Origin of the sequence: uncultured Streptococcus sp. (assembly GCF_902463925.1) — a bacterium.
GTDB lineage: Bacteria > Bacillota > Bacilli > Lactobacillales > Streptococcaceae > Streptococcus.
Genome location: NZ_CABQHE010000005.1, coordinates 15662 through 31914 on the forward strand (window position 1 = coordinate 15662; position 16253 = coordinate 31914).

General features: G+C 39.7%; 15 protein-coding genes, 1 pseudogene and 1 riboswitch. Of the genes and pseudogenes, 13 read left to right on the forward strand and 3 right to left on the reverse strand.

Annotation, left to right across the window (positions count from 1 at the left end):
* Positions 1-13: 13 nt before the first annotated feature.
* Positions 14-589 carry a hypothetical protein gene (locus RDY04_RS09600; RefSeq protein ID WP_374110367.1) on the forward strand — a complete coding sequence of 192 codons (576 nt, stop codon included), beginning with the start codon at positions 14-16 and terminating at the stop codon, positions 587-589.
* Between the two features lie 253 nt (positions 590-842).
* On the opposite strand, the gene RDY04_RS04765 is transcribed toward RDY04_RS09600, so the two are convergent.
* From RDY04_RS04765 to RDY04_RS04775, 3 genes are all read right to left on the reverse strand, one after another.
* Entirely contained in the window at positions 843-1784 is a 942-nt protein-coding gene (locus RDY04_RS04765) for an AraC family transcriptional regulator (RefSeq protein WP_303951006.1), read from the reverse strand.
* A 142-nt stretch (positions 1785-1926) separates the two neighbouring features.
* Positions 1927-3297: a tRNA uridine-5-carboxymethylaminomethyl(34) synthesis GTPase MnmE gene (mnmE, locus tag RDY04_RS04770; protein ID WP_303950687.1), complete on the reverse strand. Its 1371-nt coding sequence runs from the start codon at positions 3295-3297 to the stop codon at positions 1927-1929.
* 127 nt (positions 3298-3424) lie between these two features.
* Entirely contained in the window at positions 3425-4768 is a 1344-nt protein-coding gene (locus tag RDY04_RS04775) for a sodium:alanine symporter family protein (protein WP_303950689.1), read from the reverse strand.
* Between the two features lie 96 nt (positions 4769-4864).
* Positions 4865-4971: riboswitch (glycine riboswitch) on the reverse strand.
* Positions 4972-5276: 305 nt separating this feature from the next.
* Between RDY04_RS04775 and pcrA the strand changes: the two genes are divergently transcribed.
* From pcrA to RDY04_RS04835, 12 genes and pseudogenes are all read left to right on the forward strand, one after another.
* Positions 5277-7586: a DNA helicase PcrA gene (pcrA, locus tag RDY04_RS04780; RefSeq protein WP_303951008.1), complete on the forward strand. Its 2310-nt coding sequence runs from the start codon at positions 5277-5279 to the stop codon at positions 7584-7586.
* A 128-nt stretch (positions 7587-7714) separates the two neighbouring features.
* Positions 7715-8995: an O-acetylhomoserine aminocarboxypropyltransferase/cysteine synthase family protein gene (locus RDY04_RS04785; RefSeq protein ID WP_303950692.1), complete on the forward strand. Its 1281-nt coding sequence runs from the start codon at positions 7715-7717 to the stop codon at positions 8993-8995.
* A 60-nt stretch (positions 8996-9055) separates the two neighbouring features.
* Positions 9056-9811, forward strand: a pseudogene (locus RDY04_RS04790) (HAD hydrolase family protein).
* A gap of 63 nt (positions 9812-9874) precedes the next feature.
* Positions 9875-10369 carry a thiol peroxidase gene (gene tpx, locus RDY04_RS04795; protein ID WP_303950694.1) on the forward strand — a complete coding sequence of 165 codons (495 nt, stop codon included), beginning with the start codon at positions 9875-9877 and terminating at the stop codon, positions 10367-10369.
* Positions 10370-10494: 125 nt separating this feature from the next.
* Entirely contained in the window at positions 10495-11115 is a 621-nt protein-coding gene (locus RDY04_RS04800) for a restriction endonuclease subunit S (RefSeq protein WP_014633121.1), read from the forward strand.
* 87 nt (positions 11116-11202) lie between these two features.
* Positions 11203-11436 carry a DUF1858 domain-containing protein gene (locus RDY04_RS04805; protein ID WP_008534650.1) on the forward strand — a complete coding sequence of 78 codons (234 nt, stop codon included), beginning with the start codon at positions 11203-11205 and terminating at the stop codon, positions 11434-11436.
* Position 11437: 1 nt separating this feature from the next.
* A complete protein-coding gene (locus RDY04_RS04810; protein ID WP_303950704.1) occupies positions 11438-12784 on the forward strand; it encodes a DUF438 domain-containing protein in 1347 nt (448 codons plus the stop codon).
* Between the two features lie 120 nt (positions 12785-12904).
* On the forward strand, positions 12905-13786 hold the full coding sequence (gene truB, locus RDY04_RS04815; RefSeq protein WP_303950706.1) for a tRNA pseudouridine(55) synthase TruB: 882 nt from the start codon (positions 12905-12907) through the stop codon (positions 13784-13786).
* Positions 13783-14694 (forward strand): bifunctional riboflavin kinase/FAD synthetase, encoded by a 912-nt coding sequence (locus RDY04_RS04820; RefSeq protein WP_303950708.1) that lies wholly within the window; start codon positions 13783-13785, stop codon positions 14692-14694. Before truB ends, RDY04_RS04820 begins: the two co-directional genes overlap by 4 nt.
* 69 nt (positions 14695-14763) lie before the next feature.
* Complete coding sequence (locus tag RDY04_RS04825) at positions 14764-15177, forward strand: Spx/MgsR family RNA polymerase-binding regulatory protein (RefSeq protein WP_303950710.1); 414 nt, start codon at positions 14764-14766, stop codon at positions 15175-15177.
* Positions 15170-15451: a UPF0223 family protein gene (locus RDY04_RS04830; RefSeq protein ID WP_303950712.1), complete on the forward strand. Its 282-nt coding sequence runs from the start codon at positions 15170-15172 to the stop codon at positions 15449-15451. Before RDY04_RS04825 ends, RDY04_RS04830 begins: the two co-directional genes overlap by 8 nt.
* Positions 15441-16208 carry an inositol monophosphatase family protein gene (locus tag RDY04_RS04835; RefSeq protein WP_303950715.1) on the forward strand — a complete coding sequence of 256 codons (768 nt, stop codon included), beginning with the start codon at positions 15441-15443 and terminating at the stop codon, positions 16206-16208. Before RDY04_RS04830 ends, RDY04_RS04835 begins: the two co-directional genes overlap by 11 nt.
* Positions 16209-16253: the final 45 nt, after the last annotated feature.

Consider the following 16253-nt stretch of genomic DNA (forward strand, 5'->3'; position numbering starts at 1 on the left):
GCAGGGAGAGTATATGAGGACAATTAATGAGCGGTCAGATGCAACGTCAATGGATGAAGCCGTACAAAATAAGACGGTCAGTCCCCGTATTCGTGAAGCGGAGAGGAGGAATCCCAAAATCAATGCTATCGTCAGTCAACGCTACGAGAAAGCATTGAAAGAAGCAGGAACTAGTGTAGCTGTTACAGCACCAAGCACAGAAGTAGTCGCCACAGAGGCAACTACCGATGAGACATCTACTGCAGCTGCAAGCCCAACAACACCGGCAGTTGTGACAAACGAAAGCGCAAGTGACAATAATGATACTGTAACTGTTCTCCACACTAAGGACGTTCACGGTCGTATGGTAGAGGGTGACCGTAATGGAGTCATTGGCGATGCACTCTTATCAGGTATCGTAAATGACACGCGTTCGAAAGGAACAACACTTGTCTTTGATTCTGGAGACTCTTTCCAAGGTCTTCCTATTTCAAGTGCCGATTTTGCTGCTTTAAATAAGAAAGAGAATGCGGAAGCTCCAACGGTTAATCCATTAAATCCTGTTGATCCAACTGTAGCTTCTAAAGTGTTAGAAAAACTAAACCAGTAGTATCTAAAGTAGTAACAACACCTACCGGTAAAGTCTTCTTCGTTTCAACTTCAAACGAAACTCTTAAAGAAACTGAAAGGTTTACTGAAAATCCAGGCCAAACCGAAGAACTTCCAACAACAGGTGATAAAGGTTCACATGCAGCTCGTCTTGGACTGGGTATGTTGCTAACTCTCTTTGGACTTAGTGGAAAACACAAAGGTAAAGAGAAAAACTAAGAAGTTTGCAGATATAAAAAGAGTTAACCATTTGGCTAACTCTTTTTTGTTTTCTTCTTGTTACTATGTGTCTTTCGATACTGGCTTGGTGTTTGATCATAATAGTGTTTAAATTGGCGGTTGAAATTGGATAGGTTATTAAAACCAACATTAGTAGCGATTTCTAAAACTGGTGTGACGCTATTACGGAGTTCCTCACAAGCAGCATTCAGTCTAGCCTGAATAATAAATTCGGTGCAAGAGGTACCTGTATGTTGTTTAAATATAGTCATAAAATGCGTCTTACTGTACCCCATGAGCTCGGACAATTGCTCAATAGTAAGCGTCTCAGCATAATGCTTATTGATGTAATCAATGGTTTCCCGAATTTTTTCATTTTTACGATAATGATCATCAGAAGTTTTTCTCTCTACCAAACGATAGTAGTAGAAGAGGTAGATCAATTCCTCCAATTTGGACTTAAGTAAAATCTCATAGTGTCTATCTTTGTGTCGAATAATCTCAAAAATCTCAAATAGAGCTCTCTTAATTTCATAGTATCCCTCATCAGTTGATTTTAAACATTGTTTGAACTTGAAATTAGAATTTTGCAAGGGTTGAAGATAACGGAGACTAAGAGGGTCCACTAGAGATTGACCTAACATATCTAAATGAAAATGAAGAGTGTCAGTATGGTGCGACTGATTATCAATAGGATGGACAGAATGGAGTCCATTAGGACGAATTAGAAAGATATCCCCAGCCTGACTATCAAAATAGTCATAATCAATGTGATAGCGAGCAGTCCCTTCATAGACGTATTGGATTTCAAGTTCTGGGTGCCAATGAAAAAGAATGTCAGGGCGTCCATTTTCAACCTTAGTTTCAGTTAGTCTAAAAGGAAGAAGATTATCATCAAAATCTATAAAATGTTTAAAATCAGTATCAGTAGCTTGTTGGTTCATCATTAACCTTTCAAAATCATAGGATAGTACCATGATAGCATTTTCTTTTTCGAAAAGCATGACAAAATCATTTTAAGGTATTAATTGATTAGATTTAACATAATTATATTTCTGTAAAACACTAATTTAAAATAAAAAGATAGCAATCTATCTTTTTACATAAATTTAGTTATGTTTATTTACCTAGGCAGAACTGACTAAATAGTTGCGTAATGAGTTCATCTGGGGCAGCGTCACCAGTAATTTCTCCCAGAATTTCCCAAGTACGTGTCATATCAACCTGTAAGAGATCAACAGGCATGCCTAATCCAAGACCTTGATTGACGGATTCAAGACTTTCTAGAGCTTTTTCAATGAGTGAAATATGACGGGCATTTGAGAGATAAGTAGCATCTTTCTCTACTAGGCCAGCATTATCAAAGAAGAGTTGATTGATGCGATCTTCGATTTTGTCAATGTTTTCATTCTTGAGAACTGAAATTGGAATGACATCTTCAGGAAGTTCTTCCATTTGGATTGCTTGAGGAAGGTCTGTCTTATTTAAGAGAGTGATTCGGTTGCTATTTTGGCTGATGTCAAGCAATGTACGGTCTTGGTCGGTAAGTGGTTCGGAGCTATTAAGGACAAGAAGGACCAAATCAGCCTCTTCAAGAGCTTTCTTAGAACGCTCAACACCAATTTTTTCGACCACATCATCTGTGTCACGAATACCAGCGGTATCAATTAACTTAAGGGGGACGCCTTTGATATTAACGTATTCTTCAATGACATCACGTGTTGTACCCTCAATGTCTGTGACGATAGCTTTCTCTTCACGTAGAAGATTGTTAAGGAGACTAGATTTTCCGACATTTGGACGACCAATGATTGCCGTTGAAAGACCTTCTCTTAGGATTTTACCTCGTTTAGCAGTAGCAAGAAGATTTTCTAGAAGTGCTTGGAACTCTTGAGTCTTTTCACGGACAAGATTTGTAGTAACTTCTTCAACATCATCATACTCTGGGTAATCAATATTCACCTCGACTTGAGCCAAAGTGTTAAGGATTTCTTGGCGAGTGTTGTTAATGAGATCCTTGAGTGAACCATCAAGTTGGGAAACGGCAACGGCCATAGCCTTATCAGTTTTAGCACGAATCAAATCCATGACAGCTTCGGCCTGAGTCAAGTCTACACGACCATTCAAGAAGGCACGTTTGGTAAATTCCCCTGGTTCAGCCATGCGAGCGCCAGAACGGATTAGAAGTTGAAGGATTTCATTAGTAACAGCAACACCACCATGTGTGTTGATTTCCACGACATCCTCGCGTGTAAAGGTCTTTGGTGCACGCATCACACTGACCATGACTTCATCAATGGTTTCATCATTTTCCACGATATGACCGTAATTGATAGTATGTGAAGCGACCGTTTCTAGATTTTTTCCTTTGAAAACCTTATTAGCAATAGCAACAGCATCGGTTCCAGATAAGCGAACAATACCGATAGCACCTTCACCTAAAGGCGTTGAAATTGCAGTAATCGTATCAAACTCTTTAGTAATTGACATAGTTATTCCTTTAGATTTTTTCAGTATCAGTTTTAAAATGATTTAATTTCATTGTAACGCAAAAGACCAGTGGGAGCAAGGATTGGTGCCGATAAAGTCAAGAAAAAAGAGCCCAGGCTCTTTTTGTTTATTTGTGACGTTCAAAGTATGATTTAGTTTCTTTGAAAATGATTGGTGAAAGGACAAGGAGGGCAATCAAGTTAGGCAATGCCATCAACCCGTTTACGATATCCGCAATTTTCCAAACAACATCAAGTGTGAGGTATCCACCAAGGGCAACCATAACCACAAAGATAAGGCGGTAAAGTGGAAGGAATTTCGTTGATTTGAAAATAAATTCGAAACAACGTTCACCGTAGTAAGACCAGCCCAAGATTGTTGTAAAGGCAAAGAGAACCAAAGAAAGTGTTAAGGCAATTTCACCAAATGCGCCAAAAACAGAAGAGAAGGCTGCTTGTGTCATAGGTGCACCTTCCAGGCTACCTGACCATTGACCTGTTACAAGGATAGCAAGACCAGTAAGTGTACAGATGATAATCGTATCAATGAAAGTACCTGTCATTGAAATCAAACCTTGTTCAACAGGTTCTTCAGTCTTAGCTGCAGCAGCGGCGATAGGAGCAGATCCAAGACCTGACTCATTTGAGAAGACACCACGCGCAATACCAAGACGCATTGCAACCATGACTGTTGCACCAGCAAAACCACCTACAGCTGCTTTTCCAGTAAAGGCAGATTGAAAGACCATCTCAAGGACTGGAAGAAGTTGATTAAAGTTAGAAAATATAACCACAAGAGCTGCTAGAATATAAAGTCCAGCCATAAATGGTACGACCTTTTCAGAAACTTTAGAAATAGACTGGATACCACCAAAAATGATGGCAGCAGTGATAAGAGCGAGTATGATACTTACGATTTTAGGTGACCAGTCAAAGCTATTTTGAAGTGAAGCGGTGATTGAGTTAACTTGAGAGAAAGTACCAATCCCCAACCATGCAACTAGGACACCTGCAAAGGCAAAGAAGTAGGCCAAAGGTTTAGCAATTGTTTGCCATTTCCCAGAAAAACCGTGTGTGATGTAATACATTGGACCACCAGATACATTACCTTGGTCATCAAGTGTACGGAATTTAATAGCCAAAAGACCTTCGGAATATTTGGTTGCCATACCAAAGAAAGCGGCAATCCACATCCAGAAAAGGGCACCAGGTCCACCAGTTTTGATGGCAGTAGCTACACCGACAATGTTACCTGTACCAACAGTTGCTGCGAGAGCAGTTGCAAGGGCTGCAAAACTAGAAATATCACCTTCCCCTTTATCTTCAGCAAAGATAAGTTTAAAAGCTTTAGGAAGACGAAGAATTTGCAAAAGACCAAGACGAATCGTAAGGTAAACCCCAGTTCCTACAAGAAGGACCAGAAGGGGTGGACCCCAGACAAAATCATCAATGGTAGTAAAAAAGTCTAACATAAATTTACAATCTCCTTTAACCGAGACGTCAAAAAAGAGGTTTGGCTTAACCAGACCTCTGAGAATACAAAGCTATTACTACAAGCTAAAAAACTTGCGATGCTTTCTGTCCTTTTACCTGAGAGTTTCGGTTGTTACCCCTTGCCCCTTCGGTGTCTTGTGTACAGCTAAGGCTGCTTCAAGATCTCTCCAGAAGTCCGTCAATCACCAGTCATCCTGATGACATCACTCGGTTCTTATTTTATTGTGATTCTATCTTAACGAAAAAACCGAACAGTGTCAACACTAATTTTCATCAAAAGTATAAAAATCCGAATATTATTCTTTAGCATGTCTTCCTCCAAAGCTAGAAAAATATAGGAATATCAGTAATCTTAAGCAAAGTACTTCCAAATAAAAACAAACAATTATTTTCTAAAGTTATTTTATATGCATTATGAATAGAGTCTGCATTTTCATCCGAAAAATGATAAAATAGTAGAGCTTATTTTTGAGAATGGAGAATATGATGAACCCATTATTAACTGGTATGAATGACAAACAGGCCGAGGCAGTCCAAACGACTGAAGGCCCTCTTTTGATTATGGCTGGTGCAGGATCTGGGAAGACTCGTGTACTTACCCATCGCATTGCCTACCTTATCGACGAAAAAATGATCAATCCTTGGAATATTTTAGCCATTACCTTTACCAATAAGGCTGCCCGTGAAATGCGTGAACGTGCAATGGCTTTAAATCCCGCAACTTCAGAAACCTTGATTGCGACCTTTCATAGCATGTGTGTGCGAATCCTTCGTCGTGAAGCGGACCATATTGGCTACAACCGAAACTTTACGATCGTAGATCCTGGGGAACAACGTACTTTGATGAAACGTATTCTCAAGAATCTGAACCTAGATCCTAAGAAGTGGAATGAACGTGCCATCTTAGGGACGATTTCCAACGCCAAAAATGATCTATTGGATGACGTGGCCTATGAGCACCAGGCTGGTGATATGTACACCCAAATCGTTGCTAAATGTTACAAGGCCTATCAGGAAGAGCTACGTCGTAGTGAAGCTATGGATTTTGACGATTTGATTATGATGACTTTACGTCTCTTTGACAAAAATCCTGATGTTCTCGCCTATTATCAGCAGCGTTATCAGTACATTCACGTGGATGAGTACCAAGATACCAACCATGCTCAGTATCAGTTGGTAAAACTCTTGGCATCTCGCTTCAAAAATATCTGTGTCGTGGGTGATGCTGACCAATCAATCTACGGTTGGCGTGGGGCTGATATGCAGAACATCCTTGATTTTGAGAAGGACTATCCTGAAGCCAAGGTAGTTCTCTTGGAAGAAAACTACCGTTCAACCAAGAAAATTCTCCAAGCAGCCAATGAAGTTATCAAGAACAACCGCAACCGTCGTCCTAAGAAACTTTGGACTCAAAATGAAGACGGTGAACAAATTGTTTATTACCGTGCTAATGACGAACGTGATGAAGCTGTTTTTGTTGCTTCAACTATTGATAACATTATTCGTGAAGAAGGTAAGAACTTCAAGGATTTTGCTGTACTTTACCGTACCAATGCTCAGTCTCGTACCATTGAAGAAGCCTTGCTCAAGTCTAATATTCCTTATACCATGGTTGGAGGTACTAAGTTCTATAGCCGTAAAGAAATCCGTGATGTTATCTCTTACTTGAACTTGATTGCCAATCCTGCGGATAATATTAGCTTTGAACGTGTGGTTAATGAACCTAAACGTGGAGTTGGACCTGGTACACTCGAAAAAATTCGTACCTTTGCCTATGAGCAAAACATGAGTCTCCTAGATGCATCAGCTAATATTATGTTGTCACCTATTAAGGGGAAAGCAGCTCAGGGCGTTTACGATTTTGCCAATATGATTCTGAATCTACGTGACCAGTTGGATGGGCTAAGCATTACTGAAGCTGTAGAGGCTGTTTTAGATAAGTCTGGTTATTTGGATGCCCTTTCTATGCAACAAACACTTGAAAGTCAAGCACGCATTGAAAATATCGAAGAGTTCATGTCTGTTACTAAGAATTTTGATGAAACCAACACCGATGGTACGGAAGATGAAACAGGTATTGACCGTTTAGGTCGTTTCTTGAACGATCTAGCGTTGATTGCTGATACGGACGATGGTGATATAGAAGCAGCAGAAGTAACCTTGATGACTCTCCATGCTGCCAAAGGACTTGAATTCCCAGTTGTCTTTCTTATCGGTATGGAAGAGGGAGTCTTCCCCTTGTCTCGTGCTTCAGAGGATCCAGAAGAACTCGAAGAAGAGCGTCGCTTAGCTTATGTGGGTATTACCCGTGCTGAAGAGATTCTTTTCCTTACCAACGCTAATACACGTACGCTTTTTGGTAAAACTAACTATAATCGTCCTAGCCGTTTCTTGCGTGAAATTTCAGATGATTTATTACAATATCAAGGTCTGGCACGTCCTGCCAATTCATCTTTTGGTGTTCGTTTTACAAAGGAAGAGCCAACACAATTTGGTCAAGGCATGAGTTTACAACAAGCGCTTCAGTCCAGAAAAGCAAATGCACAACCTCAAAGACATACTGGCGCTCAGCCATTTTCAAAAGCTACTGGCGGACTACCTTTTAGCAAGACTTCAAACTCTGGGAATTCAGCTACTGACTGGGAAATCGGAGATATCGCTCACCACAAGAAGTGGGGAGATGGTACCGTCCTAGAAGTAACTGGAAGTGGTAAAACACAAGAACTTAAGATAAAATTCCCAGAAGTTGGACTTAAAAAAGTTTTGGCAAGCGTAGCACCTATTGAGAAGAAATAAAAGGGGATAAAAGGACCGAAAGGTTCTTTTTATAAGCCTTCCCTATCACATTGATAAAAAAATTCTATTAGACAGCTAGCTTTTCTAGGTGTAGAATGAAGGCAACTTTTGTTTTGGAGGACACCCATATGTCACGAGAATTTTCATTTGAAACCCTACAGTTACACGCTGGACAAACACCTGACAAGGAAACAAAATCACGTGCTGTTCCAATTTACCAAACGACTTCATATGTTTTTGACGATGCTCAAGAAGGTGAAGATCTTTTTGCCCTTAGAAAACCGGGTAATATTTACACACGTATTACCAATCCAACAGTAGCAGTACTTGAAGAACGTATTGCTGCCCTAGAAGGTGGTGTTGGTGCCTTGGCTACGGCTTCAGGTATGGCTGCAATCACCTATGCTATCCTTGGTTTAGCACATGCTGGCGATCATGTTGTTGCCGCGACAACCCTCTATGGTGGGACATTCAATCTCTTAAAAGAAACTCTTCCACGCTATGGTATCACAACAACTTTTGTAGATGTTGACAATCCTGAAGAAATTGAAGCTGCTATCAAAGATAATACCAAGCTTGTCTTGATTGAGTCTTTAGGTAATCCGCTCATCAACATTCCTGATTTTGAAAAGATTGCTGACATCGCTCACAGTCATAAGATTCCATTGGTTGCTGACAATACTTTTGGTACTCCATATCTCATCAATGTTATCTCCCATGGTGTAGATATCGTGGTTCATTCTGCGACTAAGTTTATCGGTGGACATGGAACAACTATCGGTGGCCTTATCGTCGATTCTGGTAAATTTGACTGGGAAGCTTCAGGCAAATTCCCACAGTTGGTTGACGAAGACCCATCTTACCACAATATCAGCTATACACGTGATGTTGGTCCAGCAGCATTTATCACTGCCCTTCGTACACAGCTTTTGCGTGACACAGGGGCTGCCTTGGCACCTTTCAATGCTTTCTTGCTTTTACAAGGACTTGAAACACTTTCACTTCGTGTCGAACGCCACGTCGAAAATGCGAAAAAAATCGTAGACTTTTTGGAAAATCATCCAAAAGTTGAAAAAGTTAACTACCCTGGATTGCCATCAAGTCCTTACTATGACTTGGCACAAAAATACTTCCCTAAAGGACCAGGTTCTATTTTCACTTTCCATGTTAAAGGTGGGCAAGACGAAGCACGTACCGTTATCGATAATCTTGAAATCTTCTCAGATTTGGCTAACGTTGCTGATGCAAAATCTTTAGTGGTTCACCCTGCAACAACAACTCACCAACAATTGGCAGAATCTGATTTGTTGGCTTGTGGTGTCACTCCAAATCAGATTCGTATCTCGGTTGGTTTGGAAAACGCAGATGATTTGATTGAAGATTTAAAACTAGCCCTTGATAAAATCTAAGTATTTGAATACTAGATATTCAAACCAGCTCTTTAGCTGGTTTTTTGTTATACTATCCCTATGAAATTTGTTTTTGATTTGGATGGAACCCTATGTTTTGATGGCATGACCATGTCAAAAGAACTACAAGAGGTTCTTTTAACAGCACCTAAATACGGTCATGAGATTATTTTTGCAACAGCACGCTCTTACAGAGACTGTCTTAGTATTTTGGAGGGAGAATTGAAAAAGCTGACAGTAGTTGGCTTAAACGGTGGTGAAGTCTTTCAAGATGAATGCTTAGTATTTTAATACACAATACCTTCTGATGCTCTTAGAACTATTGTTAGCTACTGTGATACCTATAATCTCCCTTATTTTATTGATGATACCTTTAATTATGCTATTCAAAATCCTGAGCAAATCCCTTTCCTTTCAAATGTTGACCCTTTAAACAAAGCAAGGATTTTGCCTGTTTATGAACTTAATAAGCCCATTAAAGCTGTTATTCCACTTGCAGAGCATGAGGATATCCGAGAAGAGCTTATCTTTAATCTAAACAAACTGGAATGTTTAGACCTTGCTTACCATGATATCGAAAGATGTCTTTACATTAATGCTAAGGGAGTTACCAAGGCAAGTACTGTTCTGAACCATTTCGGTAAGGATTTTGTAGCTTTTGGGAATGACCAAAATGATATTTCTCTTTTCAAAAATGCTATATATGGTGTGCAAGTTGGCGATTATCCCTATCTGAAAGACTTTGCGGATGAAGTCATTCCTGCAATTAATACAGTGATTGCTGAAAAAATTAAACTACTGTTTGAAAAGTTCTAAACAAATGCTTAGGCTTCTTGCTCTATTTGCAGTACAATAGTAAAAAAGTATTGGAGGACTAACATGCCAACATTTATTGGAAAACCAGTTACAGTAGCAGAAGACAAACAACTTCAAGTTGGAGATACCTTGCGTGACTTTAACTTGACAGCAACAGATTTAACGAAAAAATCACTTTCAGAATTCGAAGGAAAGAAAAAAGTTATCTCTATTGTTCCATCAATCGATACTGGTATTTGTTCAACTCAAACACGTACCTTTAACAAGGAATTGTCAGAACTAGATGATACTGTAGTTATCACTATTTCAGTGGACCTACCATTTGCGCAAGCTCGTTGGTGTGGTGCTGAAGGTCTTGAAAATGCCATTATGCTTTCTGACTACTATGATAATAGTTTCGGTAAAGATTATGGTGTCCTTATTGAAGAATGGCACTTGTTAGCGCGTGCCGTTTTAGTGGCAGACGCTGACAATAAGATTACTTATGTCGAATATTTGGATAATATCAATACTGATCCAAACTATGAAGCGGCAGTAGCAGCAGTTAAAAGCTTATAAAAAGGGGCCCAGGTCTCTTTTTTATTTTGCCTTTCTTACAGTTTTTGCTTGCAAAAGTATTAGCTTCTTGTTATTATTGTATAGCAATACTCAATACGGATAGTAAAATATAAAAAGGAGATTCGATGTCTGAAAAAGAAAGACCTCAACTGATTATCGATTACGAAGCTAATACAGACAAACTTGTTCGTTTAGGCGATGTTGTCGATCAATTTAAAGGAAAAGCTGTCCCAGCTAAGGCAGAACCTGGCGAATTTGCTGTCATTAATCTATCAGATATGACACCTAACGGCATTGCCTACGATGACCTAAAAACATTTTCTGAGGAACGTCGCAAACTTTTACGCTTTCTCTTAGAAGATGGAGATGTACTTATTGCATCTAAGGGGACTGTACAAAAAGTTGCTGTTTTCGAAGATCAGGGCAAGCGTGAAGTTGTTGCCTCATCAAATATCACAGTATTACGACCTAAGGAAAAACTCCGTGGTTTCTACATCAAGTTTTTCCTTGAGACCGAAATTGGTCGTGCCTATTTAGATTATGCTGATAAGGGAAAGGCCGTCCTCAATTTATCGACGGCTGACCTTTTGGACATCAAAATTCCTGAGATACCAATTGTTAAGCAAGATTATCAGATTGCCGCATATTTACGTGGACGTGCAGATTTCCATCGTAAGATGGTTCGTGCAGAGCAAGAGTGGGAAAATATCCAACATAATGTTACAGAAGCTCTATTTGGAAACTAATTAAAGGCTACAGACTAAGGTTTGTTAGCCTTTTTTCATTATTCTCGTGTATAATGGTAGTAGTAAATATGTTATTAGGAGGTCATTATGACTACCAACACCATAGATTTATCACAACCAGTCGCAACAATCATAAAAGAACATCCAGAGGTTAAGGAGTTACTGATTGACCTTGGTTTTAAGCCCTTGTCAAACCCAGCTATGCTAAATACTGTCGGTAAGGTGACCAGTCTAAAAGCTGGCTCTAAGTTAGCTAATATTCCCCTAGATAAAATCAAGCAAACCTTACTATTCAATGGTTATGATGTCATCGGAGACTAATATGGAAAACAATCGTATTCAAATACTCAAAGAAATACTCCTAGATTTACACCAGGGAGCCAGTCCCGAGAGTGTTCAAGAGCGCTTCAATCAACACTTCAAGGGAGTATCTGCCCTTGAAATCTCTATGATGGAGCATGAATTGATGTCATCTGAAGATGGGGTTACCTTTGAAGATGTTATGAGCCTTTGTAATGTCCATGCCAACCTCTTTAAAGGAGCTATTGCTGATGTGGAAGTGGCAGACGCTGATCAAGAGGGCCACCCTGTCTATGTCTTTAAACAAGAGAATTTAGCTCTACGTTCAGCTATTCTCCGTATCCGACGTATCATAGAAAATATCAGTAAGCCTGAAAATGAAGACTTCAAATCTGACCTACTCAATGGGCTTAAGCATCAGATGACTTTACTTGGACAATTCCATAATCATTATACGCGTAAAGAAAAGCTTTTCTTTCCCATCATGGAGCGTTATGGTCATGATTCTCCTCCAAAAGTTATGTGGGGAGTAGACGATGACATCCGGAAACTCTTTCGAGATGCAGAGGCTAAACTCCAAGAACTTCCAAAAGGAGATTTAGAAGAATTTTCAAAGTCCTTTGAAGCTTTTTCAGAAGAATTTGAAGCCATGATTTTCAAGGAAGAGGCTATCTTACTTATGATTCTGCTTGAAACCTTCACGCAGGATGATTGGCTTTCGATTGCCGAAGAAAGTGATGCCTATGGCTATGCAATTATAAAACCTACAGCTGTCTGGAAACCTAAGCGTGAGCGTTTTGAGGAAGACAATACGAAGACATTGCAAGAACAGTCTGGTCTAAGCACTGACGCACATACGGGCAATGCCCGAATTATTGAAACCCCAGAAGGGCAATTCACCATCAGCTTCACCCCAAAGCCAAAAACTGAAACTGTCGTAGATAGAGAAACAACGCAACCTTTTGGCAATGGTTATCTTTCTGTGGAGCAGGCCAATCTCATTCTTAACCATCTTCCTTTGGAAATCACTTTCGTCAATAAAGAGAATATTTTCCAATACTATAATGATAATGTTCCTGCCAATGAAATGGTTTTTAAACGAACACCTAGCCAAATTGGGCGAAACGTTGAACTTTGTCATCCGCCAAAAGTGCTCGAAAAGGTCAAGAAAATCTTTGAATTACTAAGAAGTGGAGAGCGTGACCAAGTTACAATGTGGTTCAAATCTGAACGTTTAGGAAAATTCGTCTATGTTACCTATGCAGCTGTTAGGGCTGACAAGGGAGACTTTCAGGGTGTCCTTGAGTATGTACAAGATATTCAACCTTTCTTTGAACTGGAAAGCGATCTTAAAAGAGATATTGATTAAAAAAGCTAGCAGTCTTGCGATTGCTTATGACTATAATACTCAAGAGGTTAGAGACTTTGCTCTCTACCTCTTTATGTTTCTACCTAGCTCTTTAGGATTGCTTTTGATATAATTAAAAGTATGATTTCAGGAATTATTAATCTAAAAAAAGAGGCTGGAATGACCAGCCATGATGCTGTTTTTAAACTACGCAAAATATTACATGAGAAAAAAATTGGGCACGGAGGAACTCTTGATCCAGATGTTACTGGTGTCCTACCTATAGCAGTTGGAAAAGCGACGCGTGTCATTGAATACATGACTGAAGCAGGGAAAGTCTATGAGGGAGAAATTACCATTGGCTTTTCGACAACTACCGAGGATACTAGTGGAGAAGTCGTCCAAACAACTCCAATAACAGAGCTAGATGAAGTAACTGTCGATCAGGCAATGGCTAGTTTTGAGGGAGAAATCACACAAATTCCTCCTATGTACTCAGCGGTTAAGGTCAACGGAAAGAAACTTTATGAGTACGCACGCGCTGGTGAAGAAGTAGAGCGTCCACAACGTCAAGTGACAATTACCGAGTTTGTCCGTACCTCTCCTATTGAATTGGAAAACAACACCGCAAAATTCACCTTCCGTGTTGCTTGTAGTAAGGGGACTTATGTCCGTACCTTATCTGTCGATTTGGGTGCTAAACTCGGATATGCGAGTCATATGTCTGCTCTGCGTCGAACAGCTTCAGCTGGTCTAACCTTAGATAAGGCATTAACTCTCTCTCAAATCTCAGAAATGGTAGAAGCAGGAGATCAATCCTTCCTCCTTCCTATAGAATTTGGCGTTCAGGACCTCCCAGCTGTACAAGTCACCGAAGATGATGCCAAAGAAATCTCATTTGGTCGCTTTATTTCAATTGATAGCCAAGAGCCTTTGGTTGCGGCCTTTTTAGGAGACAAAGTTCTAGCCATCATGGAAAAGAGAAATCAAGTTTATAAACCTAGAAAAGTATTAAGTCAATGAAAATAACTTCTATTAACGATTATAAAGATATCCATCAGGAAAAGGAAACGGTTCTTGTCTTAGGCTATTTCGATGCGCTTCATCGTGGTCATAAGGTCCTTTTTGATAAGGCGCGCCAAATTGCTGATGACAAACAGCTTGAAGTAGCTGTCCTTACCTTTAACGAGAGTCCTCAACTGACTTTTCAACGGTTTACGGATGATCTCCTCCTTCATATCACAGCCCCTCAGAGACGTTGTAATCTTTTTGAAGCCTATGGCACTGATCAGCTTTACTTAACAGATTTCAATAGTGATTTTGCCCGCACGAGTTCAGATGATTTCATCGCCCGCTATATTAAGCGTTTAAAAGCTCAAGAGGTTGTTGTGGGCTTTGATTATAAGTTTGGACATCATCGCACGGATGCGGACTATCTAGCCCGTAATTTTTCTGGTAATGTCCATGTCATTGAAGAGCAACAAAGCGATGGTGAAAAGATTTCGTCAACACGTGTACGTCAATTGATACGAGAAGGCAAGGTTAAAGAAGCCAATAATCTCTTAGGGCATGAGTTCTCTACGCGAGGCATCGTGGTACATGGCGATGCGCGTGGTCGAACTATTGGTTTTCCAACAGCAAATCTAGCACCTATCGACAGAACTTTCCTACCTGCTGATGGTGTCTATGTCGCCGATGTTGTGATTGATGGCAAACGCTATCGTTCCATGACTAGCCTAGGAAAAAACGTTACCTTTGGGGGAACAGAACTCCGTCTTGAAGCCAATATCTTTGATTTCGAAGGCGATATTTATGGAAAAACAATCGAAGTTTTTTGGCTAGATTATATCCGGGATATGATTAAGTTCAATAATATAGATGAACTTTGCGCTCAACTGGAGGCCGATAAAAAAATCGCGGAAAAATTTTAAGAAAGCGTAGCCAAAACTAATCAAATAATGTATAATGATTAGGAATGTTAAAGTGAAAGGGGTGTTTGCATGGTAACTTTGTTTTTATCACCTAGCTGCACCAGCTGTAGGAAAGCACGAGCCTGGTTGACTAATCATGAAGTTGCTTTTGACGAACACAATATTATCACGAGCCCATTAACTCACGATGAGTTGATGAAGATTTTGTCTTACACGGAAAATGGTACTGAAGATATCATTTCAACCCGTTCAAAAGTCTTTCAGAAGCTAAATATCGATGTGGAAGATTTGACCATCAAGGAACTCATTCAATTGATTTCTGAATATCCAAATCTTCTTCGTCGACCTATCATTATGGACAACAAACGCATGCAAATCGGTTTTAACGAAGATGAAATTCGTGCCTTTTTGCCTCGTGATTATAGAAAGCAAGAATTGCGTCAAGCGACCATTCGAGCTGAAATTGAGGGTAACAATGACTAAAGGAAATTATTCCTACCCACTCGATCCATCATGGAGCACTGAGGAAATTACCACAGTGCTTCATTTTTTGAGTCAGGTAGAAAAAGCATACGAGAGCAAGGTTGACCGTGACCAACTCTTGCAAGCCTACAAGGCATTTAAAACCGTTGTTCCAGGCAAAGCGCCTGAAAAGCAACTAGACAAGGCCTTTGAAGAAGCTAGCGGTTTTTCAATCTATCAAGCTGTCAAAGCTGCTAAAGCAAAAGATAAAGGATTTGTATCACTTGGAAAATAAACTGATTTTCGCCAAAGAAATCATCAAAGAAGCTGGTGCTTTTATCAAAGAAAGTTTAAGTAAAACAATCACGGTCGAAGAGAAGACGGCTTTTGATGATTTAGTTACTAATATTGACAAACAAACACAAGATTTACTCGTGGCACGTATTAAATCTGCCTTTTCTTCAGACAATATTTTCGCTGAAGAAAATGGCTTGGTGCATAATATCAAAGATGGAAACGTCTGGGTCTTGGATCCTATTGATGGAACGGTCAATTTTATTGTCCAACAAGATAATTTTTGTGTGATGATTGCCTACTATGAAGAGGGGCAAGGGAAATTTGGTCTCATTTATAACGTCATGGCTGATCAACTTTTCTATGGTGGTGGCCAGTTTGATGTGTATTGTAATGACAAATTGCTTCCAGCCTATAAAAGTCGACCTTTAGACCGGTGCCTAGTCGCTAGCAATGGAGCCATGTATGCTAAAAATTTTCACGGCTTAAAAGACCTTAGTGATAAGACCTTGGGTGTTCGTGTCTACGGTGGTGCTGGTTTAAGCATGTCAAAAGTCCTATCTGGTCAAATTTTAGCTTACTTTTCAGTTATTTACCCTTGGGACTATGCTGCAGCAAGTATTATGGGAGAAAAATTGGGTTATCATCTTGAGACCATTACCGGAGAACCACTGGATTATTCTAGTCGTCAAGCTGTAATGCTTGTGCCTAAAGACAGACTTGAAGAAATCAAGAATATTATGGGCTCAGAAAATTAATTTAAAACAAAAAACCATACTGGACAAATCAGAACAGCAAGTTCT